The following is a 17,355-nucleotide window of genomic DNA, read 5'->3' as shown; positions in this document are numbered from 1 at the left end:
TTACGAAAAGATTACATACAGCCCATAAAAAAAGGTCTTAAAAATTAGTTTTCTTCTGTGGAAAGTCGTAATTTCGTCACCGAATTTAAAAATAATATTTATGGAATTAGCAGGAAGAGTGATTGCAGTTTTGGAGCCGAAAGGTGGTACTTCACGCAACGGAAATGAGTGGAAAGTTCAAGAATATGTCATTGAAACACACGATCAGTATCCGCGTCGTATGTGCTTTGATGTCTTTGGAGATGACAAAATCAAACAGTTTAATATTCAGATAGGAGAGGAACTGAATGTGTCTTTCGATATTGATGCCCGTGAGTGGCAGGGGCGCTGGTTCAACAGTATCCGTGCCTGGAAAGTGGAACGGGTAGGTGCAGCTCCTCAGATGCCTCCAACGGAAGCTCCTTTCCCACCGGTGAATGCGGCTCCGGCCGATTTCTCTGCTACAGATGAGAAAGACGACCTGCCGTTTTGAGAAAGGATAAAAGGTAAAAGAAAAGTCCCTTGCACGCATGGTGCAAGGGACTTTTCTTTTTATATAGCTGACTGTCATCAAGAGTTCATGCTCATCAGGAATTCGTCGTTGTCCTTGGTCTTTTCCAGGCGGTCTTTCACGAAATCCATGGCTTCTATCGGATTCATGTCTGCCAGGTATTTGCGGAGAATCCACATGCGGTCGAGTGTGGTCTTGTCCAGCAGCAGGTCGTCGCGGCGGGTACTTGAGGCCACGATGTTGACAGCCGGGAAGATACGCTTGTTGCTCAGGTTGCGGTCCAGCTGCAGTTCCATGTTACCTGTTCCCTTGAATTCCTCGAAAATCACTTCATCCATCTTCGAGCCGGTATCAATCAGGGCGGTAGCCACGATGGTCAGTGAGCCTCCCCCTTCAATGTTACGGGCTGCGCCGAAGAAACGTTTGGGCTTGTGCAATGCGTTGGCATCCACACCACCAGACAGTACCTTGCCCGATGCCGGAGAAACCGTGTTGTAGGCACGGGCCAGGCGGGTGATAGAGTCGAGGAAAATCACTACATCATGTCCGCATTCTACCATACGTTTGGCTTTTTCCAATACGATGCCCGCAATCTTCACGTGGCGTTCAGCCGGTTCGTCGAACGTAGAAGCAATCACTTCGGCCTTTACGCTGCGTGCCATGTCGGTCACTTCTTCCGGACGCTCGTCAATGAGCAACATAATCATATACACTTCCGGATGGTTGGCTGCAATGGCGTTGGCTATGTCTTTCATCAGGATGGTCTTACCGGTCTTCGGTTGTGCCACAATCAGGGCACGCTGTCCTTTACCGATAGGCGCGAACAAATCGACCACGCGGGCCGAGAGGTTGTCGTTGTATCCCTTGCACAATTTGAATTTTTCGTCGGGGAAGAGAGGAGTCAGGTGGTCAAACGGAATACGGTCGCGTACCAGAGCCGGGTCGAGTCCGTTGATTTTAGATACCTTGACCAGCGGAAAATATTTTTCACCTTCTTTTGGCGGACGGATGGTACCTTCTACCACGTCGCCGGTTTTCAGTCCGAGCAGTTTGATTTGTGACTGTGACACGTAGATGTCATCGGGTGAAGAAAGATAATTGTAATCGGAAGAACGAAGGAAGCCGTAGCCGTCGGGCATGATTTCCAGCACGCCGGTTCCCTGCAAGATATCATCGAAGTCGTATGCCTTTTCTACAGGTTTTGGTGCGGGAGCTGTGGCGTTGGCCGGTACTTCCGTAGAGGTGGCAGCCGATTGTCCCGCAGGATTGTTCTGGCCGTTCGGCTGTGTATTATTGTCTTTTCCTTGGTTGTTGTTATTGTTGTTCCGGTTGATCCGGTTGTTCTGGCGAGTCTGGCGCGGCTGGAATTTTTGTTTGCCCTCTTTGGCCGGAACTGGAGCAGGAGCCTCCATTTTGGTTGCTTCAAATTTGCCAAGCAGTTCTGAGGGTATCTCAAATTTTTCTGACGGAAGGTCTTCTATAGGAATAAAGTCATTATTGCTTAAGTCCAACGGCGGCAGCTCCATGTCATCGTCAAGAGGAAGGGGGGCAGCTGTTGCGGTTGTTTCTTCTTTTTGTTTCTTTTCTGCTTCGAGTGCTTCTTTTGCCAAGGTTGATTTATTTTTGGAACCTGGTTTCCGTCCCCGTTTTGCTTTAGGTTTTTCCTCAGCAGCCGGAGCCTCTGCTTGGATGGCTTCCCCTTCGGCAGGTGCCGTTTCTTTCATTGTATTTTCGGTCGGAACAGGTATTTCTTTAAATAAAGGTGTAGGGGCTGGAAGGACAGGGGTGTTGACTTCCAGTTTTTGTGCTTTGTCTTTGGTGGCGGTGTACACCTTGTCCCCTTCTTTCTTTATGCTGATGCGTGAACGCTTGCGTGGCTGTCCTTCTTTGCGTTCTTCATTGTTTTGTTGGGCGGCCACTTTTTTGGTGGCACCGACAATCGCTTGTTCGTCCAGAATGCGGTACACCAATTCTTCTTTTCGCAGCGAATCGGTTTTTTTCAGACCCAACTCTTTGGCAATCTGCTGCAATTCCGACAAATCCTTGTCGTTTAATTGAATGATATTGTACATAAAATGGTTAATAATGATATAATTAATATTGGTCGTGTGAAACATGACAAACCTTCAAGAGGCCTTCTCCCTCTTTCACACGTATTTGAATTTCGAATGATTTTGATTGTTTGTTGTTTTGAACCGGGGAACAGGAGACGGAGTACGTTTCCAGATACCCTTTTGCTTCATTGCGAGGACAAAAGTAAGTGTTTTTTGTGATAATCACGAATAAATGGTGACTTTTTTTCGTATTTCTCTCTCCCGATTGAAAGAAATGTGCTAATTTAGCCGTTGAAAATACAATTTAAATGATTGATTAACTCTTATGAAAAAAGTAATTTTTACAGAAAAGGCTCCTGCTGCCATTGGCCCATACAGCCAGGCTGTGGAAGTGAACGGTATGGTATTCTTGTCTGGACAGATTCCGGTAGATCCGGCTACAGGCGAGGTAGTGGAAGGTGGAATCAAGGAACAGACCACACGGGTGTTTGAAAACATCAAGAACGTGCTGGCTGAAGCCGGACTGACTACTGCCAATGTAGTGAAAACTACGGTATTCCTGTCTGATATGGCCTTGTTTGGCGACATGAATGCCGTGTATGCCCAGTATTTCGAGGGCGATTTCCCGGCTCGTTCGGCTGTGGCCGTAAAGGCTTTGCCGAAAGGAGTGCTGGTAGAAATAGAAAGTATTGCGGTGAGATAACCGCAGGCCGGAGCAGGCACGGGGGAAGTTTTTTATCCGGGTCTGCTCCGGTGTTTTTTAACGGGTAATTTTGTGATGATGTTACTGGAAAAGTTTAAAATCAGGAAAGAGAATAAATGGAAAGTGGCCACTTGCGTGCTGGCCGTTCTGACGGCCATTGCCGCGACTTTATATATTTATAGGTATGAACCTTTTTCATCCGGATTGGAAATTACTGACGAACTGGGTGGAAACATTTTCCCGGTCACGATTCTTTCCACCGCCACAACCGATGCCCGGTTGATTGTGCCGGGTGACAGTACCTATCTGGGCAATCCCAAATCGTGTATCGCCATCAAGATACGCAGTCCTCATGCCAACAGTAAACTTCACATCGAACTGGCCGAAACTCCGTTCTTTGCACATTCGATTTCAGAATTTATTTTGCCTGAGTCGGGAAAGGAATACCTGATTTTTCCCGATGTGATATGGAATTACCAGGCGTTGCTGGAGAATACGCAGGCCATGCCGGTCACCGTGTCCGTGCAGGCGAAGCTGAACAACGGGCGGGTGTATTCGGCAGTGCATACCTATTCCGTGCGCAGCATCAACGAGTGTCTGTTGGGGTATATCGACAGCAATATGAAGTTTCACGATACGGGTGAGTTCTTTGCCGCGTATGTGAACGAGGATAACCCGAACATCAGCCAGGTGTTGCGCGAGGCCCTCGATTCGCGCATCGTCAACCGTTTCTGGGGGTATCAGAGCAAGGATACGACGGTGGTCGACAAGCAGGTGTATGCCTTGTGGTATGTGTTGCAGAAAAGAGGCTTCAAGTATAGTTCTATCAGCAACAGCAGCCTTTCTTCGAACGTGGTGTTCACCCAGCGGGTGCGGACGTTCGACGATGCCCTGAAATCGGCCCAGATTAATTGTGTGGACGGAAGTGTGCTGTTTGCCTCTTTGCTGAAAGCCGTCAATATCAACCCGATTCTGGTGCGGGTGCCGGGCCACATGTTCGTGGGTTATTACACGGACCGTCTGCACCGGAACATTCATTTCCTGGAAACGTCCATGATTGGCGACGTGAATCTGGACGACTTCTTCCCGGAAGAGAAACTGGATTCTACCATGGCGGGCAAGTCGCAGGAGAGTGTGTCGAAGTTCATGTTCGAAAAATCCAAGGAATATGCCACCCGCATCTACAACGAACATAAAGACCTGATTCATTCGGGAAAGGTGAACTACATGTTCCTTGAAATAGACAAGGCCACGCGGGCATACGTACAACCCATAGCTGGAAAATAAACCTCATGAAACTGGTGTATCTGTATCATAGCGGCTTTGCCCTGTTGGGCGAAGGCTATACCATCGTATTTGATTATTTTGAAGATTCCCGGTCGGACGATAAGGGAATTTTGCACAAAGAAATTCTTTCACGGGAAGGACGGCTGTATGTGCTGGCCAGCCATTCCCATTACGACCATTTCAACCGGGAAGTGTTGTCGTGGAGTGCGTTTCGGCCGGACATCGTATATGTGTTTTCGCGCGACATTATGCTTTCTGCCGAGGAAGAACAGGAACGGAAAGTAATTCGGATGCGGAAAGGCGATGTGTTTCAGGATGATTGTCTGGAAATCCATGCCTTTGGTTCGACCGACATCGGTGTTTCGTTCTTGGTGAAGATAGAGGGAAAAACGGTGTTTCACGCCGGCGACCTGAACAACTGGCACTGGATGGACGAGAGTCCGGAAGCGGAATGGAAGCGTGATGAAGGTTTCTTTCTCCGGGAATTGGAAGACATTGCTGCTTATACCGACCGGATGGATGTGGTACTGTTTCCGGTCGATCCCCGGCTGGGACGGGAATACATGCGGGGCCCTTTGCAGTTTGTGAAACGGATAAAAACTGCTATCTTTGTACCGATGCATTTCGACGAATCTTACCGAAAGGCAAGGGCTTTCGTCCCGTTAGCCGCACAGGAGGGCACACGTGTGTGGGTACCTGCTCGTAGGGGCCAGCAGACAGACTTGGATTGATATATTGTAGAAAACTAAAATAGAAAAAGACATGGAAATAAAAGGAAGATTTGACCATTTCAATATCAACGTGACCAACCTCGAAAAAAGTATCCAGTTTTATGAGAAGGCGCTGGGCCTGCACGAGTCTCACCGCAAGGAAGCGGCCGACGGTTCGTTCATCCTGGTGTACCTCACCGACGGTAGTTCGGATTTCCTGTTGGAACTGACCTGGCTGCGTGACCATACCGAAGCGTATGAGCTGGGTGAGAATGAAAGTCATCTCTGTCTGCGGGTGGCAGGCGACTACGACGAGGCCCGCAAGTTTCACAAGGAAATGGGATGCGTCTGCTTCGAAAATGAGCAGATGGGACTGTATTTCATCAACGACCCGGATGATTATTGGATTGAGATTCTTCCGCTGAAGTAAATCAGTCCGATGGGCATACGAACATAAAACAAACGTGTTATGAAAAAATATATCTCTCCGGGGGCGTGGTTTTCACTGGAGTACCCCGACAACTGGTGTGAATTTGAGGATACGGAAGACAGCTTCCTGTTTTATAATCCGGACAAGTGGAACGGCAATTTCCGCATTTCTGCCTATCGGGGCGAAGGGGCGGATTATGCCGAAGCGTGCATGGAGGATGAGGTGCGCGAAGTGCGCGGAGCCAAGAAAGTAAAGCTGGGAAACTGGGACTGCGTCTATTCGGCCGAGAGCTTTCAGGAAAACAATGTGTGGTACACTACGCACATCTGGGTGACCGGACGGGGCGAGATTTCGGTGGAATGTTCGTTTACCGTGGTCAAGGGAGACAGCCCGAAAGCCGGAGAAGCGATTGTGGCTTCGTTGAAGGTGCGCGGGGCTTCCGACAAGCCGGTGAAAGCCGTCATCCCGGTGCGGGTGTTGGAAATCAACCAGATAAACGAAGACTACGACTGGGCCGTTTCCACGGTCAAGAAGCAGCTGACCAAGGACTTCACGGGTACGGAAGCCGATTTGGCAAACCTGCAGAAGGTGATGGACAGCGGGCGCTTCAACCCCAAGCAGCGTCAGGCGTGGGAAGGATTCGGCATGGCTTTCGGTGTGATACTGGTCAATGAGATGGACGGCATGGAATGGGTGACGGTCATCGACGGACCGAAAGAATATCCGGCCTTGCAGTTCGGCGGCTCGAAGGTGAGGGTGAATCCGGTAGCCCTGATTTGGGACAAGGTGCGCAACGGACAACCGTGCAACCTGAAAGCGGAATTCGAACGGATTAAGAACGAGGTGGAAGCGGCCATGGATTGAGCCTTCTGCCGGTGACTTTAGAAGCAATCAATTATGACTCCTTATTTACAAGTAGAAAACCTGACCAAGTCGTTCGGCGACTTGGTGCTTTTTAATGAAATATCTTTTGGCATTGCGGAAGGACAGCGCATCGGACTGATTGCCAAGAACGGTTCGGGCAAGACCACCTTGCTGAATATCCTGGCGGGAAAGGAAGGTTATGACGAAGGGAAAATCACTTTCCGTCGTGACCTGCGCGTGGGGTATCTGGAACAGAGCCCGAAATATCCCGAAGAACTGACCGTGCTCGAGGCATGTTTCTATCATGGCAATTCCACGGTGGAACTGATCAAGGAATACGAACGGTGCATGGAAACACCCGGCAATCCCGGATTGGATGACCTGCTGGCACGAATGGAGCACGAGAAGGCGTGGGATTACGAACGCCGGGCCAAGCAGATTCTCTCGCAGCTGAAAATCCGCGACTTTTCCCAGAAAATCGGACACTTGTCCGGTGGACAGCTGAAGCGGGTGGCACTGGCTAATGTGCTGATTACGGAACCGGACCTGCTGATTCTGGACGAGCCGACCAACCATCTCGACCTGGACATGACCGAGTGGCTGGAGGAATACCTGAACCGTGGAAGCCTGAGCCTGCTCATGGTGACGCACGACCGTTATTTTCTGGACCGGGTATGCTCGGAAATCATAGAGATAGACAACCGCCAGCTGTATTCTTATAAAGGAAATTACAGTTATTACCTGGAAAAACGTCAGGAGCGCATCGAGGCGACCAATGCGGAAATTGCCCGTGCCAACAATCTGTATCGCACGGAGTTGGAGTGGATGCGGCGGATGCCGCAGGCCCGCGGCCACAAGGCCCGCTATCGGGAAGAAGCGTTCTATGAACTGGAGAAGGTGGCCAAGCAGCGGAGCTATGACTCGAACGTGAAATTGGATGTCAAGGCGTCGTACATCGGTTCGAAAATTTTCGAGGCCGACCATCTCTGCAAGCGTTTCGGCGACCTGGTGATACTGGATGATTTTTCGTACGTCTTCGCCCGTTATGAGAAGATGGGTATCGTGGGCAACAACGGTACCGGCAAGTCGACGTTTATCAAGATTCTGATGGGACTGGAGAAGGCAGACAGCGGAACACTGGACATCGGTGAGACCGTCCGTTTCGGTTATTACTCGCAGGAGGGACTGAAGTTCAACGAGCAGATGAAGGTGATTGACGTGATTACCGACATTGCCGAGGTGATTGAATTGGGCAACGGCAAGCGGCTTACGGCCTCGCAGTTCCTGCAGCATTTCCTGTTCACTCCCGAAACACAGCACAGTTATGTGTATAAGTTGAGCGGGGGAGAACGCCGCCGTCTGTATCTCTGTACGGTGCTGATGCGGAACCCGAACTTCCTGGTACTCGATGAGCCGACCAACGACCTGGACATCGTGACTTTGCAGGTGCTGGAGGAGTATTTGCAGAACTTCAAGGGATGCGTCATCGTGGTGAGCCACGACCGTTATTTCATGGACAAGGTGGTCGACCATCTGCTGGTGTTCAAAGGTCAGGGTGACATCCGAGATTTCCCGGGCAATTATTCCGACTACCGCGACTGGAAGCTGGCCAAAGCGGAACACGATAAGGAGGCCGCCAAACCGAAGGAGGACAAGACCCAGCGTGTCCGGTTGAACGAAAAACGCCGTCTGACGTTCAAGGAGCGGAAAGAGCTGGAACAGCTGGAAAAAGACATTGCTACCCTGGAGGAGGAAAAGAAGCTGTTGGAAGCCGACTTGTGCAGTGGCACGTTGAGCGTAGACGAATTGACGGAGAAATCGAAACGTCTGCCAGCCCTGAATGACGAGCTCGACGAGAAGACCATGCGCTGGCTGGAATTGAGTGAAATTGAGGGCTGAAAAAACGCCTTTACGTTTGGACTTAAACGCAAGTGCGTTTCATTCCAAACGCAAGTACGTTTTAGGTAAAACGCAAGTACGTTTAAAAGCAAACGCACTTGCGTTTTTTATGGTTGATAATACAGATGGATTTTCTATTACATTTAAGGCAGAAAACAAGTTGGAGAATCAAGATATAGCCGTTGATGATGAAGAATTTATGGCCTATATTCTGGCAAATCTATAAAGAAGTACTTATTACAATGGGGATGGGAGTAATAAAATACATTACAAGTTAGATATCCCAATCTATGTTTTTGCTTTGACGAGATATTCTAAATAGCTAATAATCGTGACCCTGTTCTTGTTAAATTCTCTTTGTCCTGATTGTGGCCTTTTGTTGGCAAAGTAATAGAAAAGAGTGGCTGGTTTTACAATGATGTGTACCTTAGCGGATGTTTATGGATTTTTGAAGCAACGCTGCCAGTGCATCGCGCCAGTCTTCTCCATTGCGCGGGCAGTAAGTCTGGAAGCCCAGCGCGCGTGCCGCCTGTACGTTGCCCGGTCCGTCATCCACGAAGAGCGACTCTGCCGGGTCGATGCCGGCATCGGCTATCAGGAAGTCGAAAATCCGCCGGTCGGGTTTGGTCACGCCAATCTGATAAGACAGGTAGAGCTTGTCGAAATACTCCGTCAGCGGTTTTCCCTTCGAGGAGAATTCCGGACTGCACGCCCAGTCCATCACGTAAGGGTTGGTGTTGCTTAGCACGAACAGTTTGTAGCGTTTGCGCAGTTCCTTGAGGCAGTCGAGCAAGCGTTCGTCCAGTCCCGTGAAGTAACCCATCCATGCCTGGCGGGTCTCGTTCCAGTCGGGTGTATGTCCGCAGAGCTCGCCCAGCTTCTGCTGGAATTCGTCGGGAGAAATCTTTCCTTCCTCCAGTTCCTGGAAGATGCCCGTCTGGTGATACTTGTCCAGACGCTGGTCGGCATCGGCCAGTCCCAGGCGTTCGAAAGCCTCGACCGCCTTTTCGCGGCTGATGGGGGCGATGACCCCTCCGAAATCGAAAATCAGGTTCGTTATCATAATGTCGTTTTTATTTTCTCAGCATCAGGTTCTTGAACGGGCCGGGGTAAGGCGTTTCAAATTCCATGCGTTCGCCCGTGAGCGGATGGTAGAAGCAGAGCTTGAAGGCATGAAGCGCCAGGCGTCCGAGCGGGTCGGATTCACAGCCGTAGCGTGCGTCGCCCACAATCGGATGTCCGAGCGTCTGCATGTGAACGCGGATCTGGTTCTTGCGGCCCGTTTCCAGCTGCAGTTCCACGAGCGAGTAGCCATTGGCCCGCTTGATGGTGCGGTAGTGCGTGATGGAAAGCTTTCCTCCGTCGTCTACCGGCGAGGAGCTGACATACAGCTTGCGGTCGGTGAGCCAGGAGCGCACCATACCCTGGTCTTTCTCCATGTCGCCCATGACGATGGCCACGTAGCGGCGGTCGTACACAATGTCGTGCCAGTTGTCGCGGAGCGTGTGCTGCGTCTTTTCGTCCTTGGCATACATCATGATGCCCGACGTTTCACGGTCGAGGCGATGCACCACGAAGATGCGGTTGTTGCGGTGTTCCCGTTTCACATATTCGTTGAGGATATGCTGTGCGGTACGTTCCTTCTGGTGGTCGGTAGCCACGGAGAGCAGTCCCTCTTTCTTCTCCACCACGATGAGGTACGCATCTTCGTAGAGAATCTTCAGCATCGGATGGCGGAACTCGTGGTTATGCTTTTCCCGGCTCACCTGCACCTTCATGCCCGGTTTGAGGGGATAGTTGTACTGTGTCTGGATGTTGTTGTCCACCATTACTACGCGGTTGGACAGGAGAGCCTTCACGCGCGTGCGGCTGATGCCCGCCATCTTCTTCATGAGGAACTCCATCAGTTCCGCCGGCTCGGTGACCGGATAGACCGTATATTTGGCGGCAGCCCGCGGGAAGGGGCGCCGTCCGTTACCGTTCATATTTTTTCTTGCCACTTTGTGTATCGTAATCTTTGGTTAGTTATCGGTTCGGGAATAAAGTGCGTGCGTTCAGCGTCTGTCCAGGCGGACCACATTCTCCACGTGGTGCGTGTGGGGGAACATGTCGACCGGCTGTACGGCAGTCACCTTGTACTTGCCGTCGAGCAGCTGGAGGTCGCGTGCCTGTGTGGCCGGGTTGCAGCTCACGTAGACGATACGCTTCGGCTCGGCGGCCAGAATCACGTCGATTACGTCGTTGTGCATGCCCGCGCGGGGAGGGTCGGTGATGATGACATCCGGGCGTCCGTGCTCCGCGATGAAGTCGTTGGTGAGGATGTCCTTCATGTCGCCCGCATAGAACAGCGTGTTGTCGATGCCGTTCAGGGCCGAGTTCACCTTGGCATCCTCGATGGCTTCGGGCACATACTCGATGCCCACCACCTTGCGTGCCTGCCGTGCCACGAAGTTGGCGATGGTGCCCGTACCTGTGTAAAGGTCGTACACCAGCTCGTTGCCCGTGAGTCCGGCAAACTCGCGTGCCACCTTATATAAATTATAAGCCTGTTCGGAATTGGTCTGGTAAAACGATTTCGGTCCCACCTTGAAGCGCAGTCCTTCCATCTCCTCGAAGATGTGGTCGTTGCCTTTGAACACCTCCACGTCGAGGTCGCCGATGGTATCGTTGCACTTGTTGTTGATGACATACATCAGCGAGGTAATCTGCGGGAATTTGTCGGCCATGAACTGCAGGATTTCCTCCATCTTGCGGCGGTCGTCATCGCCCGTCACCTTGCACTGCAGCACCACCATCAGTTCGCCCGTAGACGAGGTGCGGATCATGATGTTACGCAGCAAGCCTTCCTGCGAGCGCAGGTCGAAGAACGGGAAATTGTGCGCATAGGCATAGTCGCGCACCGCGTTGCGAATCTGGTTGGAGATGTCGTCCTGCAACCAGCATTTGTCGATGGCCAGCACCTTGTCGAACGCTCCCGGGATGTGGAATCCCACCGCGTTCATCTGGTCGTACTTCACGTCCTGCTTCACCTCCTCTTCAGTGAGCCAGCGCTTGTTGGAGAACGTAAACTCCAGCTTGTTGCGGTAGAAGCGGGTCTTTTCCGAACCCAGGATGGGACGGAATTCCGGCAGTTCCACCTTCCCGATGCGGGTGAGGTTGTCGAACACCTGTTTCTGCTTGTACCTGAGCTGCTCTTCGTACGACAGACACTGCCATTTGCATCCTCCGCACACGCCGAAATGGCTGCAGAACGGCTCCACACGCAGGGGAGATTTCTCGTAGAACTTCACGGCCACCGCTTCGGCGTAATGGTTCTTCTTGCGTTTCACCTGCAAATCAACTACATCGCCCGGCACTACATACGGGACAAACACTACCAGTTCATTCACTTTAGCCACGGCCTTGCCTTCTGCGGCTACATCTGTTATCGTTACCTTCTCCAATAAGGGAAGTTCTTTTTTCTTTCTTGCCACGTTTTTTTTAATAAAACCAATTTGGGAGCAAATTTATATATTTTTCCTGACATTCTGCTATGTTTTGGAAAGAAGTTGATTTTGTAAAGTCTATGTTGCAAAATATGTCGAAAAATATCTTTGTAAAATTTGGAATGTAATAAAATATGTATAGATTTGCGCCGTTGACCAACGAAAAACACACTCGTTAACCAACGGAAAAAAATTATTCAACCTTATCAAATAAGAAAACATGGAAAAGAAAAGAGTCTACACCTTCGGGAACGGACATGCCGAAGGAAAAGCTGACATGAGAAACTTGCTGGGTGGAAAGGGGGCAAACCTGGCCGAAATGAATCTGATTGGTGTACCTGTACCTCCGGGATTTACCATCACTACGGAGGTCTGCAACGAATATTTTGAGAAAGGAAAAGACGATGTGGTTGCCTTGCTGAAAGACGACGTGGAGAAATCCATCAAGGGCGTGGAGAGCCTGATGAAGTCGAAATTCGGCGACGTGGAAAATCCGCTGCTCGTTTCCGTACGTTCGGGTGCCAGAGCATCCATGCCGGGAATGATGGACACCATCCTGAACCTGGGACTGAACGACGAGGTGGTAGAGGGACTGGCCCGCAAGACCGGCAACCCGCGCTTCGCCTGGGATTCTTACCGCCGCTTCGTGCAGATGTACGGCGACGTGGTGCTGGGCATGAAACCCGTGAACAAGGAAGACATCGACCCGTTTGAAGCCATCATCGAGGACGTGAAGAAGGCCAAGGGCGTGCGTCTGGACAACGAACTCGACGTGGACGACCTGAAGACGCTGGTGGTCCGCTTCAAGGAAGCCGTGAAGAAACAGACCGGACAGGAATTCCCGTCATGCGCCTACGAACAGCTGTGGGGCGCCATCTGTGCCGTATTCGATTCGTGGATGAACGAGCGCGCCATCCTCTACCGCAAGATGGAAGGCATCCCGGCAGAGTGGGGAACAGCCGTGAACGTGCAGGCCATGGTCTTCGGTAACATGGGCGAGACATCGGCCACAGGTGTCTGCTTCTCACGCGACGCCGCTACCGGAGAAGACCTGTTCAACGGTGAATACCTGATCAATGCCCAGGGTGAGGACGTGGTGGCCGGAATCCGCACGCCGCAGCAGATTACGAAAATCGGCTCTCAGCGCTGGGCCGAACTGCAGGGCATCTCGGAAGAGGAACGTGTGGCCAAGTATCCTTCCATGGAAGAAGCCATGCCCGCCATCTACAAGGAACTCGACGAACTCCAGACCAAGCTGGAAAACCATTACCACGACATGCAGGACATGGAGTTCACCGTACAGGAAGGCAAGCTCTGGTTCCTCCAGACCCGTAACGGAAAGCGCACGGGTGCCGCTATGGTACGCATCGCCATGGAAATGCTGCACCAGGGCATGATTGACGAAAAGACGGCCCTGATGCGTTGCGAGCCGAACAAGCTCGACGAACTGCTGCATCCGGTGTTCGACAAGGAAGCGCTGGGACGTGCCCGCGTCTTGACCCGCGGTCTGCCGGCCTCTCCGGGAGCTGCCTGCGGACGTATCGTCTTCTTTGCCGAAGATGCGGCCGAATGGCATGACGGCGGTCATCGCGTGGTGCTGGTACGTATCGAGACTTCACCGGAAGACCTGGCCGGTATGCAGGCTGCAGAAGGTATCCTGACCGCCCGCGGAGGTATGACCTCGCATGCAGCCGTCGTAGCCCGCGGTATGGGTAAGTGCTGCGTATCCGGTGCCGGAGCCATCAACGTGAACTACAAGAACCGTACGGTGGAAATCGACGGGGTGGTGCTGAAGGAAGGCGACTACATCTCCATCAACGGAACCAACGGTTATGTGTATGCCGGAGAAATCCCGACCCAGCCGGCCAAGCTGTCGGGCAACTTTGCCGAACTGATGGAACTCTGCGACAAGTACGCCCGTCTGAAAGTGCGTACCAATGCCGACACGCCGCGCAACGCACAGGATGCCCGCGGTTTCGGTGCCGTGGGTATCGGACTCTGCCGTACGGAACACATGTTCTTCGACGACGAAAAGATTATCGCCATGCGCGAAATGATTCTGGCCGAGGATGTGGAAGGCCGCAAGAAAGCCCTCGACAAGCTGTTGCCTTACCAGAAAGCCGACTTCAAGGAAATTTTCAAGACCATGGACGGACTGCCGGTCAACGTGCGTCTGCTCGACCCGCCGTTGCATGAGTTCGTGCCGCACGACCTGAAGGGTCAGGAAGAGATGGCCGAGGCCATGGGAGTGACCGTGGAATACATCCGTCAGCGTGTGGACAACCTCTGCGAGCACAACCCGATGCTGGGTCACCGCGGCTGCCGTCTGGGAAATACCTATCCGGAAATCACCGAAATGCAGACCCGCGCCATCCTGGGTGCCGCCTGCGAGCTGAAGAAGGAAGGCTACGACCCGCATCCGGAAATCATGGTGCCGCTCATCGGTATCCTGTATGAGTTCGAGGCACAGGAAAAGGTGATCCGTGAAACGGCTGCCCGTCTGTTCAAGGAAGAAGGTGTGGAAATCCCGTTCAAGGTGGGTACCATGATTGAGGTGCCGCGTGCCGCCCTGACCGCCGACCGCATCGCTTCACACGCCGAATATTTCTCTTTCGGTACGAACGACCTGACACAGATGACCTTCGGTTATTCGCGCGACGACATCGCTTCCTTCTTGCCGGTGTACCTGGAGAAGAAGATTTTGAAGGTAGACCCGTTCCAGGTGCTCGACCAGAACGGAGTGGGACAGCTCATCGAGATGGCCGTAGCCAAAGGCCGTTCGGTACGTCCCGACCTGAAATGCGGTATCTGCGGCGAGCATGGCGGTGAACCGACTTCCGTGAAGTTCTGCCACAAGGTAGGTTTGGATTACGTGAGCTGCTCTCCGTTCCGCGTGCCTATCGCCAGACTGGCTGCGGCGCAGGCTGCTATTGAAGAGATGAAGTAATATTTTATTGAATTTATGGAAAAGCTTTGGGGATAATTGTCGAAAGAAATCCCTGAAGCTTTTTTTTCTTCATTTGTTTTTACAGTTTGACATGTCCCTTGAATAAGGATGTCTAAACTTACCTCAGGATATTGATTATAGATTAAAAAAGTATGAAGTATGATGAAAAGAATTTGTTTGTTTGCTGTGTGTGCATGCTTGTTGGTCGACATGAGTTACGCTCAAAGAAAAGTTGAGGTAGTAGAAACCCCGCAAGAAACACAAGCAGCTACTAGCGGGAAAGTAATTAAGCGTAAAGTGGCAATTGGACGGTTCTCAAATGAAACGCAATATGCGAAGGGCATATTCTATGATAAAGAGAATGATCCGATGGGCAAACAAGCGCTGGATATTCTTTCAGCTAAGCTGGCTGCTTCCGGAAAATTCCTGCTGTTGGAGCGAAGCGATTTGTCCACTTTGCTTGAAGAAGCCCAAAAGGGCGAGAACGGTTTGGCCACGGTCGGAGCTGATTATATGATTATTGGTTCCATTACGGAATTTGGCCGGAAGAATACCGGGAAATCGGGTGTCTTTACTACCACAAAAACACAGACCGTGGAGGCGGCGGTAGCTATTCGTCTGGTAGATGTGTCTACAGGCCTGATTATTTATTCGGATGAGGCAAAAGGTTCTGCCGATTTGACCACTAAGACAACTATGGGTATAGGTGGACGTGCTGATTTTGATGCCACACTGAGTGACAAGGCCATTTCTGAAGCCATTGGACAGCTGGTGGAGAATATCATTAATAAATGTACAGACAAACCATGGAGAACTTATTTCCTTTCTTATGATACGGATGCGGTGTTGATTGCAGGTGGAAAAAGTCAAGGCATAGAAGAAGGGGATGTATTCTGCGTGAAGTCAAAAGGTAAGAAAGTGAAAAATCCTCAGACGGGTTTGATGATTGAATTGCCAGGAAAGAAAATAGGTACGGTCAAGGTGATATCTACAGGGGGCGATACTCCGGAAACTGAATATTCTTTTGTGGAGGTATCAGCCACAGCTCCGATTGATGCAACGAAACTAAGTGAATATTATATTGAAGAATCCAAGTAATTATGAAAACAAGATTATGGATGATTGTTGGGCTGGTTGCATTGCTGTGCGGATGCAAGGCTCATTATCCTGTGGCTCAGGAAAGTGGAAAAGAAGACATGGCTTATTTGCTCTTCACTAGTCCGGGTGAATATGCAGGAAAGGAAGTGACCGTTATGCTGGATGGCAAAAAGCCTTTTGAGGCGAAGGTCGTCAAGGCTAAAAATGCCAATCGCAAGGGAACATCGTATGCGGTTTCTACCGGGCGGAAGAAGATTGACGTGATTTACAATGGAAAATCGATTTATAGTAAGGAAATATTTGTGTCTACTCAGGAAACTAAAATAATCACATTGCCATGATGAGAAAAATTCTATTTATGGGTACTTGTATGCTGGCTTTTGCTTCTTGTACTACCGTGAAGCCATTGTATTCGTGGTATAATTATGAAGACGTGACTTATCAGTACAGTAAGAAAAGCACGGAAGAACTTCAAGTGAAAGTGCTGGAACAGTATCAAAAGATGATTGACAAGCAAAAGGGTTCCAGAGGGGTCGTTCCTCCGGGATTGTATGCGGAATACGGCTATATGTTATATCGGACCGGAAAGAAAGAGGAAGGCCTTTCTTTCTTGAAGGAAGAAATAAAGGTTTATCCGGAGTCGGAAAAATATATCTCAAGAATCATTAAACAGCTTGAAAAATGAAAAACTATTTAATTGTTACATTAGCTATTATACTACTGTCTTCATGTGCGGAAACGATTACACGCGGAAAGCAGTATGCTAAGTTATACGAGGAGAAACCTGTTTCCATAGTTATCATGCCTCCCATCAATCAGACGAATTCCGTAGAAGCAAAAGATTTCTTTTATACTACGATGTATATGCCGCTTTGTGAGAAAGGCTATTATGTGTATTCACCTTATCTGACAATGGAGATGTTTCAGACAGAAAGTGCATACGACAGCGAGATGTTTCTGGAAAATGACATAAATATCTTCAAGAAAGTGTTGGGAGCAGATGCGGCGATGTTTACGGTTATAAAATCCTGGAGCCGGAAAACGATGACTGGAAAACTGACTGTGGACATAGAATATATTTTGCGTTCCACTTCTACAGGAGAAACTCTTTACCACAGGGAAGGCTTGATGAATGTAGACACAAGTGTCAATGCAGGAGGCGGATTACTGGGAACTGTCGTAAGTATGGCTGCCACGGCTTTAAGTACTGCCATGACAGATAAAGTGGTGGCAGGAAGAAAATGCAATGCTTTTGTGTTGAGTGATATGCCTGTGGGGAAATACAGCCCCAATTATGGCAAAGACCAGAACCTGGAGGCTGGTAAAAGTTATATTAAAGCGACTGTGAAATAATTCTCCGAAAATTATAAGGTCGTGTGAGGCGCACT

Annotated in this window: 17 protein-coding genes; 13 read left to right on the top strand and 4 right to left on the bottom strand. The window is 50.4% G+C overall.

Translation table 11 applies throughout. The features are described from left to right. Positions 1-100: 100 nt before the first annotated feature. Positions 101-472, top strand: coding sequence for a DUF3127 domain-containing protein (locus tag OIM59_RS08235; RefSeq protein WP_299171548.1), 372 nt, complete (start codon positions 101-103; stop codon positions 470-472). Between the two features lie 77 nt (positions 473-549). Here OIM59_RS08235 and rho read toward each other — a convergent pair whose 3' ends face one another. Next, on the bottom strand, positions 550-2,562 hold the full coding sequence (gene rho / locus OIM59_RS08230) for a transcription termination factor Rho (RefSeq protein ID WP_299171545.1): 2,013 nt from the start codon (positions 2,560-2,562) through the stop codon (positions 550-552). A 307-nt stretch (positions 2,563-2,869) separates the two neighbouring features. Between rho and OIM59_RS08225 the strand changes: the two genes are divergently transcribed. The 7 genes from OIM59_RS08225 (at position 2,870) to OIM59_RS08195 (ending at position 8,663) form a co-directional block, all read left to right on the top strand. Next, entirely contained in the window at positions 2,870-3,247 is a 378-nt protein-coding gene (locus OIM59_RS08225; protein WP_072542674.1) for a RidA family protein, read from the top strand. Positions 3,248-3,346: 99 nt separating this feature from the next. Beyond that, positions 3,347-4,534, top strand: coding sequence for a hypothetical protein (locus OIM59_RS08220; protein ID WP_299171813.1), 1,188 nt, complete (start codon positions 3,347-3,349; stop codon positions 4,532-4,534). 5 nt (positions 4,535-4,539) lie between these two features. Continuing rightward, positions 4,540-5,265, top strand: a complete 726-nt coding sequence (locus OIM59_RS08215) for an MBL fold metallo-hydrolase (protein WP_299171540.1) — start codon at positions 4,540-4,542, stop codon at positions 5,263-5,265. 31 nt (positions 5,266-5,296) lie between these two features. After that, a complete protein-coding gene (locus OIM59_RS08210) occupies positions 5,297-5,674 on the top strand; it encodes a VOC family protein (protein ID WP_299171538.1) in 378 nt (125 codons plus the stop codon). Positions 5,675-5,713: 39 nt separating this feature from the next. Next, entirely contained in the window at positions 5,714-6,538 is an 825-nt protein-coding gene (locus tag OIM59_RS08205; RefSeq protein ID WP_299171535.1) for a DUF3805 domain-containing protein, read from the top strand. 33 nt (positions 6,539-6,571) lie between these two features. After that, positions 6,572-8,437 (top strand): ABC-F family ATP-binding cassette domain-containing protein, encoded by a 1,866-nt coding sequence (locus OIM59_RS08200; RefSeq protein WP_299171532.1) that lies wholly within the window; start codon positions 6,572-6,574, stop codon positions 8,435-8,437. A gap of 16 nt (positions 8,438-8,453) precedes the next feature. Next, positions 8,454-8,663, top strand: a complete 210-nt coding sequence (locus OIM59_RS08195; RefSeq protein ID WP_299171530.1) for a hypothetical protein — start codon at positions 8,454-8,456, stop codon at positions 8,661-8,663. Between the two features lie 201 nt (positions 8,664-8,864). On the opposite strand, the gene OIM59_RS08190 is transcribed toward OIM59_RS08195, so the two are convergent. From OIM59_RS08190 to rlmD, 3 genes are all read right to left on the bottom strand, one after another. Next, entirely contained in the window at positions 8,865-9,500 is a 636-nt protein-coding gene (locus tag OIM59_RS08190) for an HAD family phosphatase (protein WP_299171527.1), read from the bottom strand. 10 nt (positions 9,501-9,510) lie between these two features. After that, entirely contained in the window at positions 9,511-10,422 is a 912-nt protein-coding gene (locus tag OIM59_RS08185; RefSeq protein WP_299171524.1) for an RluA family pseudouridine synthase, read from the bottom strand. A gap of 69 nt (positions 10,423-10,491) precedes the next feature. Beyond that, the gene (gene rlmD, locus OIM59_RS08180) at positions 10,492-11,910 is read right to left on the bottom strand and encodes a 23S rRNA (uracil(1939)-C(5))-methyltransferase RlmD (RefSeq protein WP_299171522.1); all 1,419 of its coding nucleotides are present in this window, start codon (positions 11,908-11,910) and stop codon (positions 10,492-10,494) included. 232 nt (positions 11,911-12,142) lie between these two features. On the opposite strand from rlmD, the gene ppdK reads away from it, so the two are divergent. The 5 genes from ppdK to OIM59_RS08155 all read left to right on the top strand — a co-directional run bounded on the left by ppdK (position 12,143) and on the right by OIM59_RS08155 (position 17,320). Beyond that, positions 12,143-14,869, top strand: a complete 2,727-nt coding sequence (gene ppdK, locus OIM59_RS08175; RefSeq protein ID WP_303896096.1) for a pyruvate, phosphate dikinase — start codon at positions 12,143-12,145, stop codon at positions 14,867-14,869. Positions 14,870-15,028: 159 nt separating this feature from the next. Next, positions 15,029-15,967, top strand: coding sequence for a CsgG/HfaB family protein (locus OIM59_RS08170; RefSeq protein ID WP_299173606.1), 939 nt, complete (start codon positions 15,029-15,031; stop codon positions 15,965-15,967). Between the two features lie 2 nt (positions 15,968-15,969). Then, entirely contained in the window at positions 15,970-16,308 is a 339-nt protein-coding gene (locus tag OIM59_RS08165) for a hypothetical protein (protein ID WP_072542427.1), read from the top strand. After that, the gene (locus tag OIM59_RS08160) at positions 16,305-16,652 is read left to right on the top strand and encodes a DUF4810 domain-containing protein (protein ID WP_299173600.1); all 348 of its coding nucleotides are present in this window, start codon (positions 16,305-16,307) and stop codon (positions 16,650-16,652) included. The genes OIM59_RS08165 and OIM59_RS08160 overlap by 4 nt, the downstream gene beginning before the upstream one ends. Beyond that, a complete protein-coding gene (locus OIM59_RS08155) occupies positions 16,649-17,320 on the top strand; it encodes a GNA1162 family protein (protein WP_072542428.1) in 672 nt (223 codons plus the stop codon). Before OIM59_RS08160 ends, OIM59_RS08155 begins: the two co-directional genes overlap by 4 nt. Positions 17,321-17,355: the final 35 nt, after the last annotated feature.

This window comes from Bacteroides mediterraneensis, from assembly GCF_025993685.1.
Classification (GTDB): domain Bacteria; phylum Bacteroidota; class Bacteroidia; order Bacteroidales; family Bacteroidaceae; genus Phocaeicola; species Phocaeicola mediterraneensis_A.
Note: the sequence above shows the minus strand (reverse complement) of the source record. Positions and strands in the feature narration are given on the sequence as shown.

Bases quoted from the DNA above. Each gene is read 5' to 3' on its own strand.
- OIM59_RS08185 (WP_299171524.1), bottom strand. From the start codon at position 10,422: ATGAACGGTAACGGACGGCGCCCCTTCCCGCGGGCTGCCGCCAAATAT.
- OIM59_RS08235 (WP_299171548.1), top strand. From the start codon at position 101: ATGGAATTAGCAGGAAGAGTGATTGCAGTTTTGGAGCCGAAAGGTGGT.
- OIM59_RS08170 (WP_299173606.1), top strand. From the start codon at position 15,029: ATGATGAAAAGAATTTGTTTGTTTGCTGTGTGTGCATGCTTGTTGGTC.
- OIM59_RS08205 (WP_299171535.1), top strand. From the start codon at position 5,714: ATGAAAAAATATATCTCTCCGGGGGCGTGGTTTTCACTGGAGTACCCC.
- OIM59_RS08160 (WP_299173600.1), top strand. From the start codon at position 16,305: ATGATGAGAAAAATTCTATTTATGGGTACTTGTATGCTGGCTTTTGCT.
- OIM59_RS08165 (WP_072542427.1), top strand. From the start codon at position 15,970: ATGAAAACAAGATTATGGATGATTGTTGGGCTGGTTGCATTGCTGTGC.
- OIM59_RS08210 (WP_299171538.1), top strand. From the start codon at position 5,297: ATGGAAATAAAAGGAAGATTTGACCATTTCAATATCAACGTGACCAAC.
- OIM59_RS08225 (WP_072542674.1), top strand. From the start codon at position 2,870: ATGAAAAAAGTAATTTTTACAGAAAAGGCTCCTGCTGCCATTGGCCCA.
- OIM59_RS08190 (WP_299171527.1), bottom strand. From the start codon at position 9,500: ATGATAACGAACCTGATTTTCGATTTCGGAGGGGTCATCGCCCCCATC.
- OIM59_RS08215 (WP_299171540.1), top strand. From the start codon at position 4,540: ATGAAACTGGTGTATCTGTATCATAGCGGCTTTGCCCTGTTGGGCGAA.
- OIM59_RS08200 (WP_299171532.1), top strand. From the start codon at position 6,572: ATGACTCCTTATTTACAAGTAGAAAACCTGACCAAGTCGTTCGGCGAC.
- rho (WP_299171545.1), bottom strand. From the start codon at position 2,562: ATGTACAATATCATTCAATTAAACGACAAGGATTTGTCGGAATTGCAG.
- OIM59_RS08155 (WP_072542428.1), top strand. From the start codon at position 16,649: ATGAAAAACTATTTAATTGTTACATTAGCTATTATACTACTGTCTTCA.
- ppdK (WP_303896096.1), top strand. From the start codon at position 12,143: ATGGAAAAGAAAAGAGTCTACACCTTCGGGAACGGACATGCCGAAGGA.